Annotated in this window: 16 protein-coding genes; 1 reads left to right on the top strand and 15 read right to left on the bottom strand. The window is 71.1% G+C overall.

Going from position 1 to position 15853, the window contains the following annotated elements; translation table 11 throughout:
- Positions 1-67 precede the first annotated feature (67 nt).
- Positions 68-976 (top strand): Gfo/Idh/MocA family protein, encoded by a 909-nt coding sequence (locus ABTZ59_RS29315; protein WP_351419655.1) that lies wholly within the window; start codon positions 68-70, stop codon positions 974-976.
- On the opposite strand, the gene lnt is transcribed toward ABTZ59_RS29315, so the two are convergent.
- From lnt to ABTZ59_RS29240, 15 genes are all read right to left on the bottom strand, one after another.
- Entirely contained in the window at positions 897-2474 is a 1578-nt protein-coding gene (gene lnt, locus ABTZ59_RS29310; RefSeq protein ID WP_351419654.1) for an apolipoprotein N-acyltransferase, read from the bottom strand. The genes ABTZ59_RS29315 and lnt overlap by 80 nt on opposite strands.
- 238 nt (positions 2475-2712) lie before the next feature.
- The gene (locus ABTZ59_RS29305; protein WP_351419653.1) at positions 2713-3207 is read right to left on the bottom strand and encodes a nuclear transport factor 2 family protein; all 495 of its coding nucleotides are present in this window, start codon (positions 3205-3207) and stop codon (positions 2713-2715) included.
- 81 nt (positions 3208-3288) lie between these two features.
- Complete coding sequence (locus ABTZ59_RS29300) at positions 3289-4182, bottom strand: NADase-type glycan-binding domain-containing protein (RefSeq protein ID WP_351419652.1); 894 nt, start codon at positions 4180-4182, stop codon at positions 3289-3291.
- Positions 4183-4499: 317 nt separating this feature from the next.
- A complete protein-coding gene (locus ABTZ59_RS29295; protein ID WP_351419651.1) occupies positions 4500-5078 on the bottom strand; it encodes a phage tail protein in 579 nt (192 codons plus the stop codon).
- 3 nt (positions 5079-5081) lie between these two features.
- Positions 5082-7034, bottom strand: coding sequence for a putative baseplate assembly protein (locus ABTZ59_RS29290; RefSeq protein WP_351419650.1), 1953 nt, complete (start codon positions 7032-7034; stop codon positions 5082-5084).
- On the bottom strand, positions 7031-7441 hold the full coding sequence (locus ABTZ59_RS29285) for a GPW/gp25 family protein (protein WP_249948594.1): 411 nt from the start codon (positions 7439-7441) through the stop codon (positions 7031-7033). Before ABTZ59_RS29285 ends, ABTZ59_RS29290 begins: the two co-directional genes overlap by 4 nt.
- A gap of 5 nt (positions 7442-7446) precedes the next feature.
- Complete coding sequence (locus ABTZ59_RS29280) at positions 7447-7728, bottom strand: PAAR domain-containing protein (RefSeq protein ID WP_351419649.1); 282 nt, start codon at positions 7726-7728, stop codon at positions 7447-7449.
- Between the two features lie 118 nt (positions 7729-7846).
- Complete coding sequence (locus tag ABTZ59_RS29275; protein ID WP_351419648.1) at positions 7847-9799, bottom strand: VgrG-related protein; 1953 nt, start codon at positions 9797-9799, stop codon at positions 7847-7849.
- Positions 9800-9805: 6 nt separating this feature from the next.
- Positions 9806-10609, bottom strand: coding sequence for a CIS tube protein (locus ABTZ59_RS29270; RefSeq protein WP_351419647.1), 804 nt, complete (start codon positions 10607-10609; stop codon positions 9806-9808).
- A 5-nt stretch (positions 10610-10614) separates the two neighbouring features.
- Positions 10615-11052, bottom strand: a complete 438-nt coding sequence (locus ABTZ59_RS29265; protein WP_351419646.1) for a phage tail protein — start codon at positions 11050-11052, stop codon at positions 10615-10617.
- Between the two features lie 33 nt (positions 11053-11085).
- Positions 11086-11514 (bottom strand): hypothetical protein, encoded by a 429-nt coding sequence (locus ABTZ59_RS29260; protein WP_351419645.1) that lies wholly within the window; start codon positions 11512-11514, stop codon positions 11086-11088.
- 1446 nt (positions 11515-12960) lie between these two features.
- Positions 12961-13107 (bottom strand): DUF6760 family protein, encoded by a 147-nt coding sequence (locus ABTZ59_RS29255; protein WP_249948599.1) that lies wholly within the window; start codon positions 13105-13107, stop codon positions 12961-12963.
- Positions 13104-13556 carry a hypothetical protein gene (locus ABTZ59_RS29250; protein ID WP_351419644.1) on the bottom strand — a complete coding sequence of 151 codons (453 nt, stop codon included), beginning with the start codon at positions 13554-13556 and terminating at the stop codon, positions 13104-13106. The genes ABTZ59_RS29255 and ABTZ59_RS29250 overlap by 4 nt, the downstream gene beginning before the upstream one ends.
- Positions 13556-13999, bottom strand: a complete 444-nt coding sequence (locus ABTZ59_RS29245; RefSeq protein ID WP_249948601.1) for a phage tail protein — start codon at positions 13997-13999, stop codon at positions 13556-13558. The genes ABTZ59_RS29250 and ABTZ59_RS29245 overlap by 1 nt, the downstream gene beginning before the upstream one ends.
- Before the next feature lie 105 nt (positions 14000-14104).
- The gene (locus ABTZ59_RS29240; RefSeq protein WP_351419643.1) at positions 14105-15637 is read right to left on the bottom strand and encodes a phage tail sheath family protein; all 1533 of its coding nucleotides are present in this window, start codon (positions 15635-15637) and stop codon (positions 14105-14107) included.
- Positions 15638-15853 lie beyond the last annotated feature (216 nt).

The following is a 15853-nucleotide window of genomic DNA, read 5'->3' as shown; positions in this document are numbered from 1 at the left end:
ACTGGCGGCCCCCGGGGCGCACGTATGCTTCCGTGACGGCGCGTAACGACAGGCTGGGGAGGCCCTTGTGAAGATCGGCTGCATCGGGCTCGGCGACATCGCGCGGAAGGCGTATCTGCCGGTGCTCACCACACTGCCCGGGGTCGAGCTGCATCTGCAGACCCGTACCCCCGCCACCCTGTCGCGTACCGCCGAGGTCCACCACATCCCGGCGGAGCGGTGTCACACGGATCTCGACTCACTGCTCGCCCAGGGCCTCGACGCCGCGTTCGTGCACGCCCCGACCGCCGTGCACGCCGAGATCGTGACCCGGCTCCTGGAGGCGGGCGTACCGACCTATGTCGACAAGCCGATCGCGTACGAACTCGCCGACTCCGAGCGGATCGTGCGCCTCGCGGAGGAGCGGGGCGTGAGCCTCGCCGTCGGCTTCAACCGGCGGTTCGCGCCCGGGTACGCGCAGTGCCTGGAGCATCCGCGCGAGCTGATCCTCCTTCAGAAGAACCGGGTGGGTCTCCCCGAGGACCCGCGGACCTTCGTCCTCGACGACTTCATCCATGTCGTGGACACGCTGCGCTTTCTGCTCCCCGGGCCGGTCGAGCACACCGACGTACGGGCGCGGATCCGGCGGGGACTGCTGCACCATGTCGTCCTCCAGCTCTCCGGGGACGGCTTCACCGCGATCGGCGTGATGAACCGGCTGAGCGGCTCCACCGAGGAGATCCTCGAAGTGTCGGGACAGGACAGCAAGCGTGCCGTCCACGATCTCGCGACGATCATCGACCACAAGGGGCAGCCGAGTGTCCGGCGGCGCGGCGACTGGGTCCCGGTGGCCCGCCAGCGCGGAATCGAGCAGTGCGTGCTGGCGTTCCTCGACACCGTACGAGCCGGAAAGACGCTCAGCGCGCGGGATGCGCTGCTGACTCATGAGCTGTGCGAGCGGGTGGTACGAGAGGCGCTGGACCAGTCCGCCGCCTGAGCGAACGGGCCCCCTCCACCGCGAAGAACGCCGCCAGGACCACCAGCGCGCCATGGACCGCCCAGTCGCCGAACCGCGCGTAGAGGGTGGTGCCCCCGGCCAGCGGCAGATCGAAGACGGCGGCGGCCGAACGGTCGACACCGATCGCGCCGCCCACCCGTTCGCCCTCGGGGCCGAACACCGCGCTGACGCCCGTCAGCGTGGCGTGCACCATCGACCTGCCGGTCTCCGCCGCCCGCAGGGCCGCCAGTGAGGCATGCTGCTCCGGCGCCCAACTGCCCTGGAACGACGAGGTCGAGGACTGTGCCACCAGCACCTGCGCGCCGTCCCTGACCAACCGTCTGCTCATATCGGGGAACGCCGACTCGAAGCAGATCAGCGGACCGAACCGGAGCCCGCCCCTGCCCTCGCCCGGCAGCACCACCACCGACTGGCGGGTGCCGCGAATACGGTCCTCACCGGCCGCCTTGCCCACCGAGGTCACCCAGCCCAGCGCGGCACGGGCCGGTATGTACTCGCCGAAGGGCACCAGCCGCATCTTGTCGTACACATCGCCGGTCGGACCGTTCGGCCCGACCAGGACACCACGCTTGAATATGCCCGCCCGGCCCGTCGGGTCCGTACTGCGCGCATCGACATTGACCAGGATCTCCGCGCCCACCGTGCGGGAGAGTACGGCGATCCGCGCCGCGAGATCCGGCCGCGCCGCCAGATCGGCGCCGACGCTGCTCTCGCCCCACACCACCAGATCGAGATCCTGTCCGGCCAGCGTGCGGGTCAGTTCCTCGCCGCGCGCGAACCGCCGTTCCACCGAGCCCGTGCCGGACACCACGCCCGGCTGGACGACCGCGATCCGCGCCAGGCCCGACCGCTCGGGCTCCGGCGCCCACCAGCCCACCGATCCCGCCGTGATGGCGCACACCACGATGCCGAGGGCCGCCGCCCCGCGTGCCCGGGGCACCGCGACCAGCAGGGTCAGCGCGGTGTTCACCGCGACCACCAGCAGACTCACCAGCCACACTCCGCCCACCGAGGCCAGCCGCAGCGCGGGCGAGACCTCCCACTGGCTGGCGCCGAGCAGACCCCATGGGCCGCCAAGTCCCTCCCAGGACCTGACCAGTTCGACCATCAGCCAGCCCGAGGGGAGCACGGCCAGGGCGACGGCGGCGCGGCCCGTGGACGGCGCGCCGCCGAGCACGGCGCGTACCAGCCACCCCCACGGCGCCCACAGCAGACCCAGCAGCGCCGCGAGCACCACGATGAACACATGAAGGCTCGGTATCAGCCAGTGGTGCACGGCGACGATGAAGCCGAGACCGCCCAGCCAGCCCTCCAGCGCGGCGCGGCGGCCTGTCGGCGCGGACCGTACGAGCAGCATCCAGGGCACCAGTGCCACATACGCCAGCCACCACAGGGACGGCGAGGGGAAGGCGAGGGCCGGGAGCGCGCCGGCGGCCAGGGCGGACGCGCCGCGCCACCACGGCGATGCCGTTCGCATTCCGCGCCTCCTCTGCCGTGCCTTTCGGACTGTGCCTTGCGGACCGCGCTTTCCGAACCGGGCCTCCTGGACCGCGCGTCCCGGACGGGGTCTTCTGGACCGGGCCTCCTGGACCGTGCCTCCCGGATCGGCCCTTTGGCGAGAAGGTCCGAGGTCCCGCCCGTTCAGCACACCCTTCCCCCGATCGAGGGAACTGAAGCGGATACGGAGCAGCCGCGTCCGGCGCCTACCCCGCAGGTCAGCCGTCGACGGCGGGAACGACGGGGACGACAGGGGCCGCGGATGTGGCGGACGCGGAGGCGCGGCGCCACTTCTCGTGGGCGACCACCGTGCGCAGCCGCCAGCCCTCCTCACCGCGCAGCAGGCCGAACGTGAAACCGCCGCCGCTCGTCAGGTCCTCGCCCGACTCGTGCCGCAGCGGGCAGAGATAGTCGGCCCGCAGCTCCGCGCGGTCGCCCGGATAGCCTCCGAGGTCCTGGATGCGCAGCCGCCGGTTGACGATCAGATGCTGACGGACGGTGAACGGCCGCAGCGTGCCGGCCAGCCAGTCGGCGACCTCGTCGGCGGACCCCTCGATGCCGCCCGCCGCGGTGTAGTCGGCGCGGCCGTCCGGGGTGAACAGGGCGCGGAACCCCGGCCAGTCGGCGTCGTCCATGGTCACGGCGTAGTCGGTGATCACCTCATCGATCGCCAGACGGTTCATCACGGTCGCGAGATCCACACGCTGTGTCATCGCTTCAGTCTCCGTCAGCGGCAGCCCCAGGCCAAGGGCCACGGGTCGTCGGATCGACTTCTGGACACCAGCGTGGCCCATTCAGCGCCGTCCGAAGAACTCGATCTCGGCGACGGCGGGTCTGCGGCCGGGACCTTTGCCATGGACATCGTCGATCGCGAGCCGCACCCGGACGACGTCCGAGCCGCGTACGTCGAAGGTCTGCTGGCCGGGCTGGTCCTTGAGCGTGATCCTCTTCTCGGTGACCTCGTCGGACGCGGAGCGCAGTGTCACGGTCAGCGCGGCGGGCCGCGCCTGCGCGAGGAACTCGTCCGCCTTGGCCGACCGGCCCGCGAAGACGACCAGTTTGAGCAGCCGTACCGGCTCCTCGAAGTCGGCCTCCAGATACTCGCCGAGCCCGGGCCCGGCCTCGGCGGGGACCCAGAAGCGATTGGTGTACGTGTCGAACGCGTCCCGGGGCGGATGGTCCGCCAGCGCGCTGGAGCCTCGGACACGGATCGGTCGCAGCTCCTCGGGTGTACCGGTGCTGTCCTTCGTGAAGTCGAACGCGTCGGAGAGGTGGGGACGTGCGAACCAGACGGCGGCCGCCAGGATGACGAGGGTGAGCGGAACGGCGAGGCTCGGGCGCCGCCACAGACGGCGCTTGGGACGCGTGCCCGCCGTCGGCAGGGCGCGCCGACGACGGCTCAGCAGCCGGCGCCACCACGGCAGCGGCAGTTCGGGCGGTGGTCCCGGATCCAGGAGCAGACCGCAGCGCAGACAGAGGGTGCGGTCGGGAGCGTTCTCCGTACGGCAGTTGGGGCAGCGCACGGCGGGTCCGTGGTGGGGGCGCGGTACGGCGTCGGGGCCCGGCCGACCGGCCGGCTCGTCGGGGTCCTCGCCGGGGCCGGGCACGGGGGAGTCCAGCCGGTCCCCGGGGCGACGGGGGCCCGCGGCGACGGGTTCCGGGGCGGGCTCCCGTACAGGTTCCGCCATGGGAGGTTCCGCCACGGGTTCCGGGGCGGTTTCCGGCGCGGGCTCTCGTACGCGCTCCGGGGCCGGAGGGTCGGCGGGCGCGGGGACGGGCGTTGTTGCCGACGTGGGCGTAGACGTGGGCGTGGTTGTTGGCGTGGTTGTTGGCGCCGGCGCGGGGGCCGGCGGGGGCGTTCGCCGCGACGATCCGGAATCCCCGGCGCCGCTCCCCGTACCGGTCCCGCCACCGGACCCTTCCGGATCTGCCCACTCCAGGAACGTCTCGCAGGACGCGCAGAACGCCGTGCCCGGCGCGTTGCGGTGCCCGCACTCGGGGCAGGTCATGGCCGCTCCCCGGCCGATGGCTCAGCCGACGGCTCGGCCGACGGCAGGATCTCCACCTCGTACCCGATGTGCGCGGGGATCTCCCCCTCGATCAGCTCCTCCAGACCGATCCGGTCCACCGCGTCCGGCTCAGGCACCCGTAGCCGTACGGCCACCCAGGGGAGTTCCTCGCCGGGCAGCGCCGTGTGCGGCGTCGACGACCAGCCCGCGCCACCGCTCTCGGTGATCTCCGGCGCCACACCGGTGCGCCGCCGGATCGCCTCCGCCAGGCCGCCGCGCGTCCCCCGGCGGCTGTGCCGGGCGACCGCCTCCGTCACCGCCGTCCGTCGCGCGCCGACCGGCGCGTCGCCGTGCGGCTCGGCGGCCACCCACTGCGCCACCCAGTCGAGGAAGTCCTCGGGCGCGCTGCGCGGATCCAGATGCGCGGGCAGATTGTCGAGAGTCAGCTGGATCGGGGCGAGCACATCGTCCAGCGCGGAGAGGAAGCGCCGCAGGAAGTCCTGCTCCAGATAGACCGCGGGCAGCAACTCGACCAGCGGATGCGGCGAGGGCAGTCCGGCGACGGTTCCGCGCATCGCTCACACCTCCCGTATCCGCAGCTGGTGTTCGTACGAGAAGGCCAGCGCGTGCCGGTCGAGCGTGATCCTTGTCGTCGCCTCCCCGCGCTGCCCGGTCATCGGGTCCGCGGGGAAGAGCCGTACGTCCTCCACCAGATCCACCTCCGGCACTCGCTGGAGCACCGCGAACGCCTCACCGGACTGAATGGGCCGCCCGAACGGCCAGCCCTGTCCGTCAGGGCCGCCGGTCAGCGGGTTGAAGTAGCCGTAGAGCGCGGCGAGCGCGGCCTCGCGCAGCCGCTCGGGCACGGCGCCCCGGCGCGCCTGCACCGAAGCGACGACGGTGACCCCTTGGTAGAACGGCGGCTCCACCATCAGCCGGGCCCCGATCGGACGCCGCTCGTCCAGATGCCCGCTGATCTGCGCCATCGTGTCCGGCGGCGGGATCAGCTCGTCGAAGCTGATCCGGCCCTGTTCGTCGCTGCGCCCGGCCGGTACGACCAGCAGCCGTACCCCGCCCGCCTCCGCGTCCCGGCCGGCCGGTACGCAGTACACCCGCGCCGCGTCCGGGGCCACCTCGCGGGCCAGCAGTTCGTAGTCGTGCGGCACGACGGCGCGGTGCAGCGTCCGCAGCGTCATCGGCCCGCGCACCCGGGCGCTCTCCACCGTCTCGCCGTCGACCCCGCCCAGCGCGGGCCGCCGGTTCTCCACCCGCGCCACGAACGGCAGGGAGCCGCGCAGGACGCGCAGCGCTCCCCTGGCGACATTGCCCCGTCTGCCCCCGCCCGTGCGGTATCCGCGCACCCGTACCGCGCTGCCCTTGCGCGGGACCGCGCCGTAATGGCGCAGACCGCCGTCCTGCTCCCGTACGGCCGGACCGAAGTCCACCCGGCCGGAGTTGGGGTCCAGGGTGATGTGCCGGTCGTCGGGTCCCGAGTGGGCGAAGTCGTCGACCCGCGTCCAGTCGGCCCAGCCGGACCCCTCGTCCGGATCCGCCACCTCGACGACGAAGTCCCCCGGTACGACGGGTGGTCTCGCGAGCAGGAAACTCTGTCCGGGAACGCCCTCCGCGGCGCCGAGCACCTCGTCACGTACCGTCTCGGCGTGCGCGGCCTCGACCGTCGCCCCGATCGTGAAGGCCGTGATCCGCCGGACGGTCGGCGGTGCGACGTAGCTGGGCTGGCCCGGTTCGGACTCCAGCAGCCGGCAGCGCAGCCAGCCCGCGGTACGCCGTACGACCGCCGAGGCGGCGTGGGTGCGCGGCAGATGGAGGATCAGCTCGCCCGACTTGTTGAAGCCGCCCGTATCGTCCTTCTCGATCTCGCAGGCCCGCCACTCCGCGCCGTCCCATGCCTCCCAGCGCAGCGGCGCGTGCCGCGGGTCGACGCCCACGCCCTCGACCCGGCAGTCGAGCCGCAGCACGACCACCCCGGCGGGCACCGCGGCGGAGAGGCCCACATAGAGCGCGTCTCCGGGGGTGGGGGTACGGCCGAAGCAGGGCACTTCGCGGCCGAGCGCCAACTCCTCGGACCGCTCGACCGCTTCGCCGTCCGCCGACCGGGTGGCCAGATACGCGAACGCGCAGGGAACGATGGACAGCGGCCGGTTCGTGGTGAAGACCACCGCTTCCTCGGTCTCGGTACGGACCGTGGCGACCTCGGTGCCCGCCCTGACCCGTACCGCCTCGGGCTGCGGCGCCGAGAGCCGGAACGTCACTTCGGTACGGGCCGCCGTCGGCGGATAGAGCTGTACCCCGATGAGATCGAGAAAGGTCAGATAGTTCTTCTCCGGCACGCGGTTCAGCCGGTAGACGAGTTGGTCGACCATGGTGGCGAAGGCCTCGATCAGGGTCACGCCGGGATCCGAGACGTTGTGGTCGGTCCACTCGGGACAGCGCTGCTGCACCAGCCGCTTGGCCTCGTCCACCAGGCCCTGGAAGCGGCGGTCGTCCAGATCGGGGCTGGGAAGCGTCACGCGCCGTCCTCCTCGTGCTGGGGGATCACATAGAACGGGAATACGAGATTCCGGGGGTCGTTGGAGCCGCGCACCGTATAGCCGATGTCGATATAGAGGACTCCGCTGTCCGCCTCGTCGAACCGGACCGTCACCTCCGCCACCTCGATACGGGGCTCCCACCGCTCCAGCGCGAGACGCACCTCGTACGCGAGTTGCCCCGCCGTACCCGCGTCCGCGGGGGCGAACACATAGTCGTTGACGGCGCAGCCGAACTCCGGCCGCATCGGGCGCTCGCCCGGCGAGGTCGCGAGGATCAGCCGGATCGACTCCTCCAGCGCGCGTTCGCCACTCACGAGCGCGATGGAGCCGGTGGCGTCCGTACGCGGCGGGAAGGCCCAGCCCGCGCCGATGAACTGCTCTCCCATGGCGTTCAGCCCCCGATCAGCACGGTCGGACAGCCGGTCACGACGGGTGAGCCGCAGCCCGCCCGGTCACCGACCCGGGCGGCCGGCACCCCGCCGATCAGTACGGTGGAGCTGCCGGGGCCGGCGATCGCGGACGGCGGATGTACGGCGGGCGGTGGGACGGCGCACTGGTGCGGGGTCCCGACGGTGGCCGCGGGCCGGCCGCCGATCAGCACCGAAGGAACGCCTGGCGGGCCGACCGTACCGGGATGGCCGGTGGGGTCGCCGACGCGTGCGGCTGCCGACATCTCCGCGTGCTCCTCTCGTCTCGTCTGCTGCGTGGCTCTTCTCAGGTGGCTCTTCTCAGGCGGCTCGTCCTAGGCGGCTCGTCCTAGGCGGCTCGTCCTAGGGGGCTCGGCTCGTCTGCTAGTTGAGCTTGACCAGTGGTGCGTTGATGGAGCAGGTGCTGCCGCCCCTGATCTCGGTCCGCGAGGTTCCGTTGACCGCGACCTGACTGCCCGTCATATCGACTGTTCCGCCGGTGGCCAGCCGAAGCCGGCCGGTTCCGCCGTCCACCTGAACCCCTGTGCGGGCCGTCAACGTCACTGAATCACCGCTGAGTTCGAGTACGCCCTGCCCGGCGTCCAGTGCCACGCCGTTGCCTGCCTTGATCGAGACCTGTTGCCGGGCCTCTATCTCCACACCGCCGTCGCTGTTGACCACGATGGTGGTCCCTCTGCGGTCGAGATCGATCCTCAACTTGCCGTCCCCGGTGACCAGTCGTACGCCCTGCGGGCCGTTCGCGGCGTCCAGCAGCTCCAGTTGATTGCCGCCCTTGGAGGCGAAGGCACGCCGGTTGACCGCACCACTGGTGGGGTCGATCAGCTCGCCGCCTCCGGAGCCGCCGACGCCTTCCCCGCCACCGCCACCGCTTCCACCACTGGTGCCGCTTCCACCGCCGGTTCCGGCGGTGCCCTGGGAGGGCTTGTCCTGACCGTTGTAGAGACCGGCCAGTACATACGGCCGGTCCAGATGGCCTTGCTCGAAGCCGACCAGTACCTCCTCCCCCACCTCGGGGATGAACGCCTCGCCGCCGCCCGTACCACCGGACTGCGCCGTACGCGCCCAGTCGCTCGCGTACTCGTCCGACAGCCACGGGAAGCGGACCTTCACCCGCCCCATCCCCTGCGGGTCCTGAGTGTCCGTCACCGTTCCGTTGACCAGCCCCGAGCAGCGCCCGCCCGCAGCCGCACCGGCGCCACCACCGCCCGAGCCCGCGCCGCCGCCGGTCAGGCCGAACAGCGAGCGCTCCTGCTGCCCCGAAACGGTGATCCAGGTCTCGTAGCCGCGCACGGGGTCGAAGACATGCCGCGAGGAAGTGACCGTATAGCGCCCCTCGAAGGGCGCGCCCACGGCATTGAGCGCCACGGCGCTGCCCGCCCGCACCCGCGGATTGCCCCGGATCACCGCCTCCAGCTCGGCGAAGGATCCGGCGATCCGCTCCGCCAGCGCCTTCGCCGCCTGATCCACCTGCGCCTGCGTCCCGTACGAGGCGTCCGTGACGACGAAACTCGCCTCGCCGAAGGGCGCCGACACCTCGGCCGCCGTCAGCCCGAGGGCCAGCGTCGACGCACTCCCCGCCGGTGCCCGACCCACCAGCGGCTGTTTGGCCGCCACGTCCCAGCCGCGCACCTCCACCTCGGAGACCTGCTCGGCCGACGACACCCCGGCCCGGCAGCGGATCAGATTGCTCCCCATCTCCAGTACCAGCGGGTCCTGTTCGGCCCGCGCGGAGCTGTCCGGCGCGCCACTGGCCTCGGCGGGCCTGGTGATATGCAGCCGGCCGTCCGTGACATACGCCTGGGCGCCCGCCTCCTCCGCGAGCCCGCGTACGAACTCCCAGTCGCTGATGTTGGGTTGGGCCACATGCTCCAGCACAGGCCCGGCGACATCGACGGTCCCGGGGCGCAGTCCGGCCCGCTGCGCCACCTGCGCGCAGATGTCGGCGAGCGTCATGTTCTGATACCCGGCGACGCGGCGGCCCCGGAACAGCCGGTGCGACTCGTCGAGCCCGCGCACCACCGTGAACGTGCCGGTGTCGTCGATCTCGACCTCCAGGGCCGTCACCACACCGGTCAGCAGTGGCGTCGCGGAGGGGCCCCCGCCCGCGTACGCCAGCAGCCGGGCCTCACCGCCGATCTTGAGGCCCGTCTGTTCCAGCAGCACCCGGCCGGGGTCGCGGAAGCGAAGCACGAAGAGGTCCGGCAGCGTGCGGCTGTCGTCCACGTACCCCTCGACCAGTGTGTTGGCGAGGGCCGGTGGCAGCGGACTGCCGGCGAACTCGATCACCAGCGCCTTGGAGACACTCTGCTGGGCCATCCGCCCTCACCCCTGCCTCGGCAGTTCCCGCGCGCGCTCGGATTCGCGCAGCCGGTCCAGCTCGTCAAGCGCGGGCAGCAGCAGCTCCTGGCCGCCGGCCAGCCGCATCGGGTCGTCGATCCCGTTCGCCTCGGCGATGACCCGCCAGGCGCCCGGATCCCCGTACTCGCGGTGGGCGAGACCCGGCAGCGAATCCCCGGCGCGCACCCGGTGCACGCGCCGCGCCGCCAGCGCACCCGAGGTCGGGTTCTGCCCCGGTGTCTCTCCGCTGATCTCCTCCATCGTCACCTGGCAGAGCGCCCTGATGGGGACACCGGAGGTCGTGAAGAGCGTGTACTTCGCCTGCACTTGGCTCACATAGCCGGGAAAGCCCGTGAGCCCGCCCCAGTGGAACACCACCCATGGCGGCGAGGAGCGCTGCTGCTGACGGGTCTCGTCGGTCGGCACACAGCAGGCGAAGAGCTTCTCGACGGACGTCACGACGCTGCTGTCCTGGGTGTCGCTGGCGTCGAAGAACATCTCCAGCGTCAGCTTGCTCGGCTGCGGACCCTGGTACTCCGGCGGCCCCGAACTCTTCGCGCCCTTGGCGGGGGTGCGCTTCCAGGACGCCGCCTTCGTCAGGCTCAACTCCTTGGGATTGAACTGGAACTCGATACGGCCGCACGGCCCGCCGGGGGTCAGACTGCCGCCGGGCGGCGGCGTACGCAGCTCCAGATAGGCGTGTTCCAGCTTGGGCCTCGCGGAGCCGGGCGCCCGGGAGGCGGCCGTACCCGAGCTGCCGGCGGCGCTGAAGGCGATGGGCCGGCTCATCGCGCTCAGCCCTCCATCACATAGCCGTGGTGGGCGATCTCGATGGTCTCGATCGCGACCTTGGGGGACTCGGGCGTGAAGGAGGGGCCGGTCCAGCGCACCGGTACGACCTCCAGCAGCCCCCACTGGGCGACCTTGCGGCCGTCGCCCGTCCTGGCCTCGATATGCGCGGTCTTACGTCTGAAGCCGGTCGTCATGCCGGCGAACCACTTGGCGACCTTCTCCGTCTCCCGGGTCAGCGGGCGGGACAGCTTGACGTTCGAGTACTTGAGGCGGGTGGGCAACTGCCAGACGTGGCCGTTGTTGCCGCCCTCCTCACGTGCTTCGAGCACCACTTCGCAGCCGAGACCGTCGCAGGTGTTGAACGAGCCGAGTTCGATGCCGTCGATGGTGACGACGAAGCAGACACTGACGGCCGGATCGTCGTTGTCGGTCGGGGCCATGGCACGTACCTCTCCATGCTGGTGGTGATCAGGTCAATGCCTGGTGTTGATCAGGAATCCGGCGCGTTCGCGCTCCAGGCGCAGGTCCGCCTTGAGGAGTCTGCTCAGGGGCGCGTACAGCGCTCGTACGAGTTCATCGGTGACGGGCGGGGTGGCTGTGCCCGTACCTGTGTCTGTGCCCGTTTCCGCGTCCGTTCCCGCGCCCGTGCGCGCTCCTTGGGCGGCAGCGGAGCCGGGCGGGGCGGAATCGGGGTCTCCGGGCACTTCCGGGGCGGTGGCGTCCGGGAACGTGGGGGCGTCCGCGCTCGGTTCCGGGTCCGGGACGGTGATCGGCGGAGGTTCGGGGAGCGGCGCGGGGGCCGGGGGCTCGCCGGCCGCGGTCGCACGCTGGATCACGCGCGTACCGCTGAAGACGACGCTGCCGTCGGCCATCCGCTGGGCCACCCCCGCGGTGACGGCCACGGAACCGGCGTCCTGGAAGGTGGGGGAGGCGCGCCCGGGGTTACGTGTCGCCGAGTCCCGGGGCGTTGCTTCTCCGGCTCGGGCAGTGGTTGCCCGGGCCGTGGTCAACGCGGCTGCCAGGGAGGATCGTTGGACTGATGTCGTCCTCGTGGGCCCAGGGGGTTCCCACCGGACCGGCACGGCCGGCGGCTCCGGGGCGGTGCCGGTGCCGGTGGGTGCGGGGGCGTCCGGCCCGGTGGCGAAGAGGGGGACCGCCCGCTGCGCGAGGAGCGGAGCCACCGGACCGGACGCCGGTTCTGTCGGCCGGGGGAGTGCGGGAGGACCGCTCAAGCGCTGGATCGGAACCGGGACCGGGACCGGGGCGGGGGCGGGTTCGGGGTCGGGGGCTGTCGGCGACGCGGCGCGTGGTTGTTCCGCCCCGGACTCCGGTGCGTACGAGCTGTGTTGTGGGGTGAGGGATGGGGTGAGGGATGGGGTGAGGGGTGGGGCTTCGCCGAGCAGCGGCCCGATTGGCTCACTCGTATCCGGCGCAGACGCGAACGGTGTGGCCGGTGGGACGGGTGGGGCAGCCGTGGCGGGTGTGGCCGGTTCGGTCACTGGCCCGGGGTTGCGAGCCGCGATCGCCCGTTGCGCTGTGGGGGGCAGACCGGGCAGTGGCGCCCCGAGGCCCGGCATACGCGGCCGGGACGGTGGCCGCGGCGTTTCCGCCGGGACGGGGAGGGGCGCGGCGTGCGACCGCTGAACGGGTCGAGATACGCGGCCAGTTGGCGACGCACCGACGGTGGGGACAGTGGGTACGTCGGCCGGGACGGCCGGGGTCGCCGGGACGGGCGTGCCGGGCGTGTCGGGAGGCGAGACGGGCAACGCCGGTTCCACGGGGCGCTCACCCACCAGTTGACGTACGGGGAGTTCGGCGGGCGAGGTACCGGAGGTGACCATCTCCCCCGGGGAATAGCTCCGTTGCAGCGGAACTGCCTGAGGCGGTACGTGTACACGCCCCGTCGCCCCCGGCCGGGTGGCGATCACGTTGCCGTCCGCCCGTCGAATGCGCTCGCTCTCGGCCTGCCGAATCCGCTCGCTCTCGGCCTGTCGGCTCACCGTTGTCGTCGTCGGACCAGCGGAGGCGACGAGTCCGTGCACCAGCCCCGAGGGTGCCTGCGGGCTGACCAGATGGCCCAGCGGCGTAGTGAGCGAGGCGTCCTGCCAGGTACCGAGCGATGCGCGGAAACCGTCCGGGTCCGTGACCAGGCCGGGCGTCGTCAACGTACGCTGCACAGGCGGGAGTTCGCGTCGGTCTCCCGCCGGGCGACCCGCCTCGGCGGGTGCGCCGGCCTCCGCCGCGGTCTTACCGGCGTCCGCCGCGGTCCGGTCCCCGCGCAGCCAGGACAGCAGTCCCATGGTGTCTCGTCCCTCCCTCGCGTTTCCGGTCCCGCTGGGCGCTTCCCGTTACTCCTGGCCGGTGAGCCGGGCGATCTGTGCGATATATCGGCGCCGCTCGGAATGCTCCAGGTCGAGCAGTTCGTCGCGTGGCCAGTGGAAGTGATAGGCGAGGTACGCGACCTCCTCGTACAGCAGGTCGGCCGCGTACGTCACGATTCCCCCGGGCGACCACCTCCGGCGAGGTCCACGGCGAAGTTCTCCTGGCAGGACGGGCAGGTCACGGCGGCGCGGGTGTGCCCCTCGGCGTTGATCCGGCGGTAGAAGTCCTGGAGGAAGGCGAGATCAGAGGCGAACAGGTCCTCGATGACGCCCGGATGGATGTCGTCGACCGTGCCGATCCGGCTGACCACGCGGGCGATCAGGACCACCGACAGATAGGCGGCGTTCTCCCGTACGCGGTCGTCCCGGAGCGGGATCAACTCGTCGCGGGCGGTGGCCAGCCGCATCACGCCGCTGCGGTGGACGGTGCCGTCGTCGTCCACGTACCCGCGCGGCAGCTCGAACGGGAACTCGGTCCGTAGCGTCTCGCGGGACTCCCGGGCAGGAGTACGCTCCTCGTCGCTCACCTCGCCGCGCGCGGAGGTGGACAGCACCCGCCGCATCAGTCGACTTCCATGCTTTCGTAGGTGATCGCCAGCTTCTCCGTGAGCACGGAGGTGTCGCCCGCCTTCAGCGTGCCGATCTCCAAGGACTTCGGCCAGGCGTTGATCAGCTTGTAGCGCTTGATCGCGATGCCCTCGTAGTCGTAGACGATGATCGCCCCGTTGCGCCGCGCGTCCGACATCCGGCCGAACCGCGAGTCCTTGACCCACTGCTCGAAACTGTTGTCCTCGGTGAGTCCACGGCTGACGGTGACCTCACCCGCTTTGGGACGACCCGGCAGCTTTTTGATGGCGTATTTGCCGTCGGCGGTGTTCTGCTTCAGCTCGATGACATCCTGCTCCATCTTCAGCCCCGTCACCTCGGTGATCTGTTTGATGACGACGCTGTCGAATTCCAGACCGAAGGAATGCCCGACGGAACTGTCGAGATCGGGAAGTGGCACTACCAGCCTCCTCTGCGCTAATGGTCAGTTCGTCGATCGTCGATCGTCGATCGTCGGCCTTCGGTCTTCGGCCGTCGCTCGGCGTTGATGGCCGACCGGCGAAGGTCATTCCTCGACCGCGCCGGTTCCACCGGTCAGCTGGGACAGCCGGAACACCACGAACTCCGCGGGCTTCACCGGTGCCACCCCGATCTCGCAGATGACCTGTCCCGCGTCGATGCTCTCGGGCGGGTTCGTCTCGCGGTCGCACTTGACGTAGAAGGCCTCCTCGGGCGTCAGCCCGAACAGCGCGCCCCTGCGCCATTCATTGACCAGGAACGCCGATACCGTACGGCGGATACGGGCCCACAGCGCGTCATCGTTCGGCTCGAACACCACCCACTGCGTGCCGGTAAGAATCGACTCCTCCAGGTAATTGAAGAGCCGGCGCACATTCAGGTAACGCCAGTCGTGGTCCGACGCCAGCGTCCGCGCGCCCCAGACGCGGATACCGCGGCCGGGGAAGGCACGGATGCAGTTCAGACCGATCGGATTGAGCAGATCGTGTTCGCCTTTGGTCAACTGCGTCTGCAAGGAGACCGCTCCGCGTACGACTTCGTTCGCCGGGGCCTTGTGCACCCCGCGTGAGGCGTCGCTCCGGGCCCATACTCCTGCGATGTGCCCGCTCGGCGGCACGAAGGTATTGCGGCCGGTCGCCGGGTCGAACACCTTGATCCACGGGTAGTAGAGCGTCGCGAACCTGGAATCGAAGCCTGTTGTCTCCGTCCGCCAGCTTTTGATCTGCTGTGGGCTCAGGGCGGGGGGCGCGTCCAGGATCGCGATGCGGTCACCCATCAGCTCGCAGTGACTGATCAGGGCCTGCTGCACCGAGATCACCGACTCCCGGTCCAGCACTCCGCGCTCGAAGGCGCTCATGAGGTCCGGTACCGCGACCATGGTGACCTCGTCGATGGCCTCCAGCCCGCCCAGGCCCGTGCGCTGGTCCGGATCTCCCACGTACTCGTCCGCGGACAACGGCCCGGTCGCGGTCCCCGCGTCAGCCGCAGGGAGGAGTGTCACGGTCTGCGCCTCGGGTCTGCCAGGCGCGGCCCCGCGCCCCGGCTCGCGTACCTCGATCAGCTCGGACCGGGCCCTCACCTGGGAGGCGACATTGTCCTTGCTGCGTTTGGACGACACCGAGGGATAGGTCTCCACGACCTTGCCGTTCTTGGTCACCACCAGGCTGAACACGTCCTGCGGCGGATCCTCGCCCTCGGGATCGGCCACGGTCACAGTGATCTCACCGGTCACACCGGGCAACGCCCGTACGGTGTACGGCCCGAGGCGCGCCTCCGCTCCGGAAGTGAGCTCCGCCGCCGGACCGCTGCCCGCCTCGCCGCCACCGATGCGAATCACGTAACAGGTTCCGCCGCCATTGGCGAAGAAGCCATAGACGGCCGAGGCGAGATAGGTGCCGTCGACGAATTCGCCGAACCGGCCAACGAACTGGGACCAGTTGGTAATCAGGGTCGGTTCGTTGAACGGCCCCCGCTGGGCGAAGCCGACAAAGGCGGCTACGGACGTACCCACGCCCTCGATGGGCCGTGAGCCGGACTGGATCTCTTCGACATACACGCCCGGGGACAGATACGACGGCATGCGACTCTCCTTGACCGGGAACGTGGTTGATCAGGGAACGTGGTTGATCAGGGAACGTGGGCGATTCTCGCCGTGGGCGAGATCATCCGGAACGGGCATTCGGCCGCCGCGTCGTACCGAGGCGACTGCCCAAAAAGGCAGAGTCGCCGGGACAGATGATCGGGCAACGCATCCTGCCCTCGACGCTGTCCCGCTTACGCTGCCGGGCGTACCGCA

Source organism: Streptomyces sp. NPDC094034 (assembly GCF_040303865.1).
Taxonomy (GTDB): Bacteria; Actinomycetota; Actinomycetes; order Streptomycetales; family Streptomycetaceae; genus Streptomyces.
Note: the sequence above shows the minus strand (reverse complement) of the source record. Positions and strands in the feature narration are given on the sequence as shown.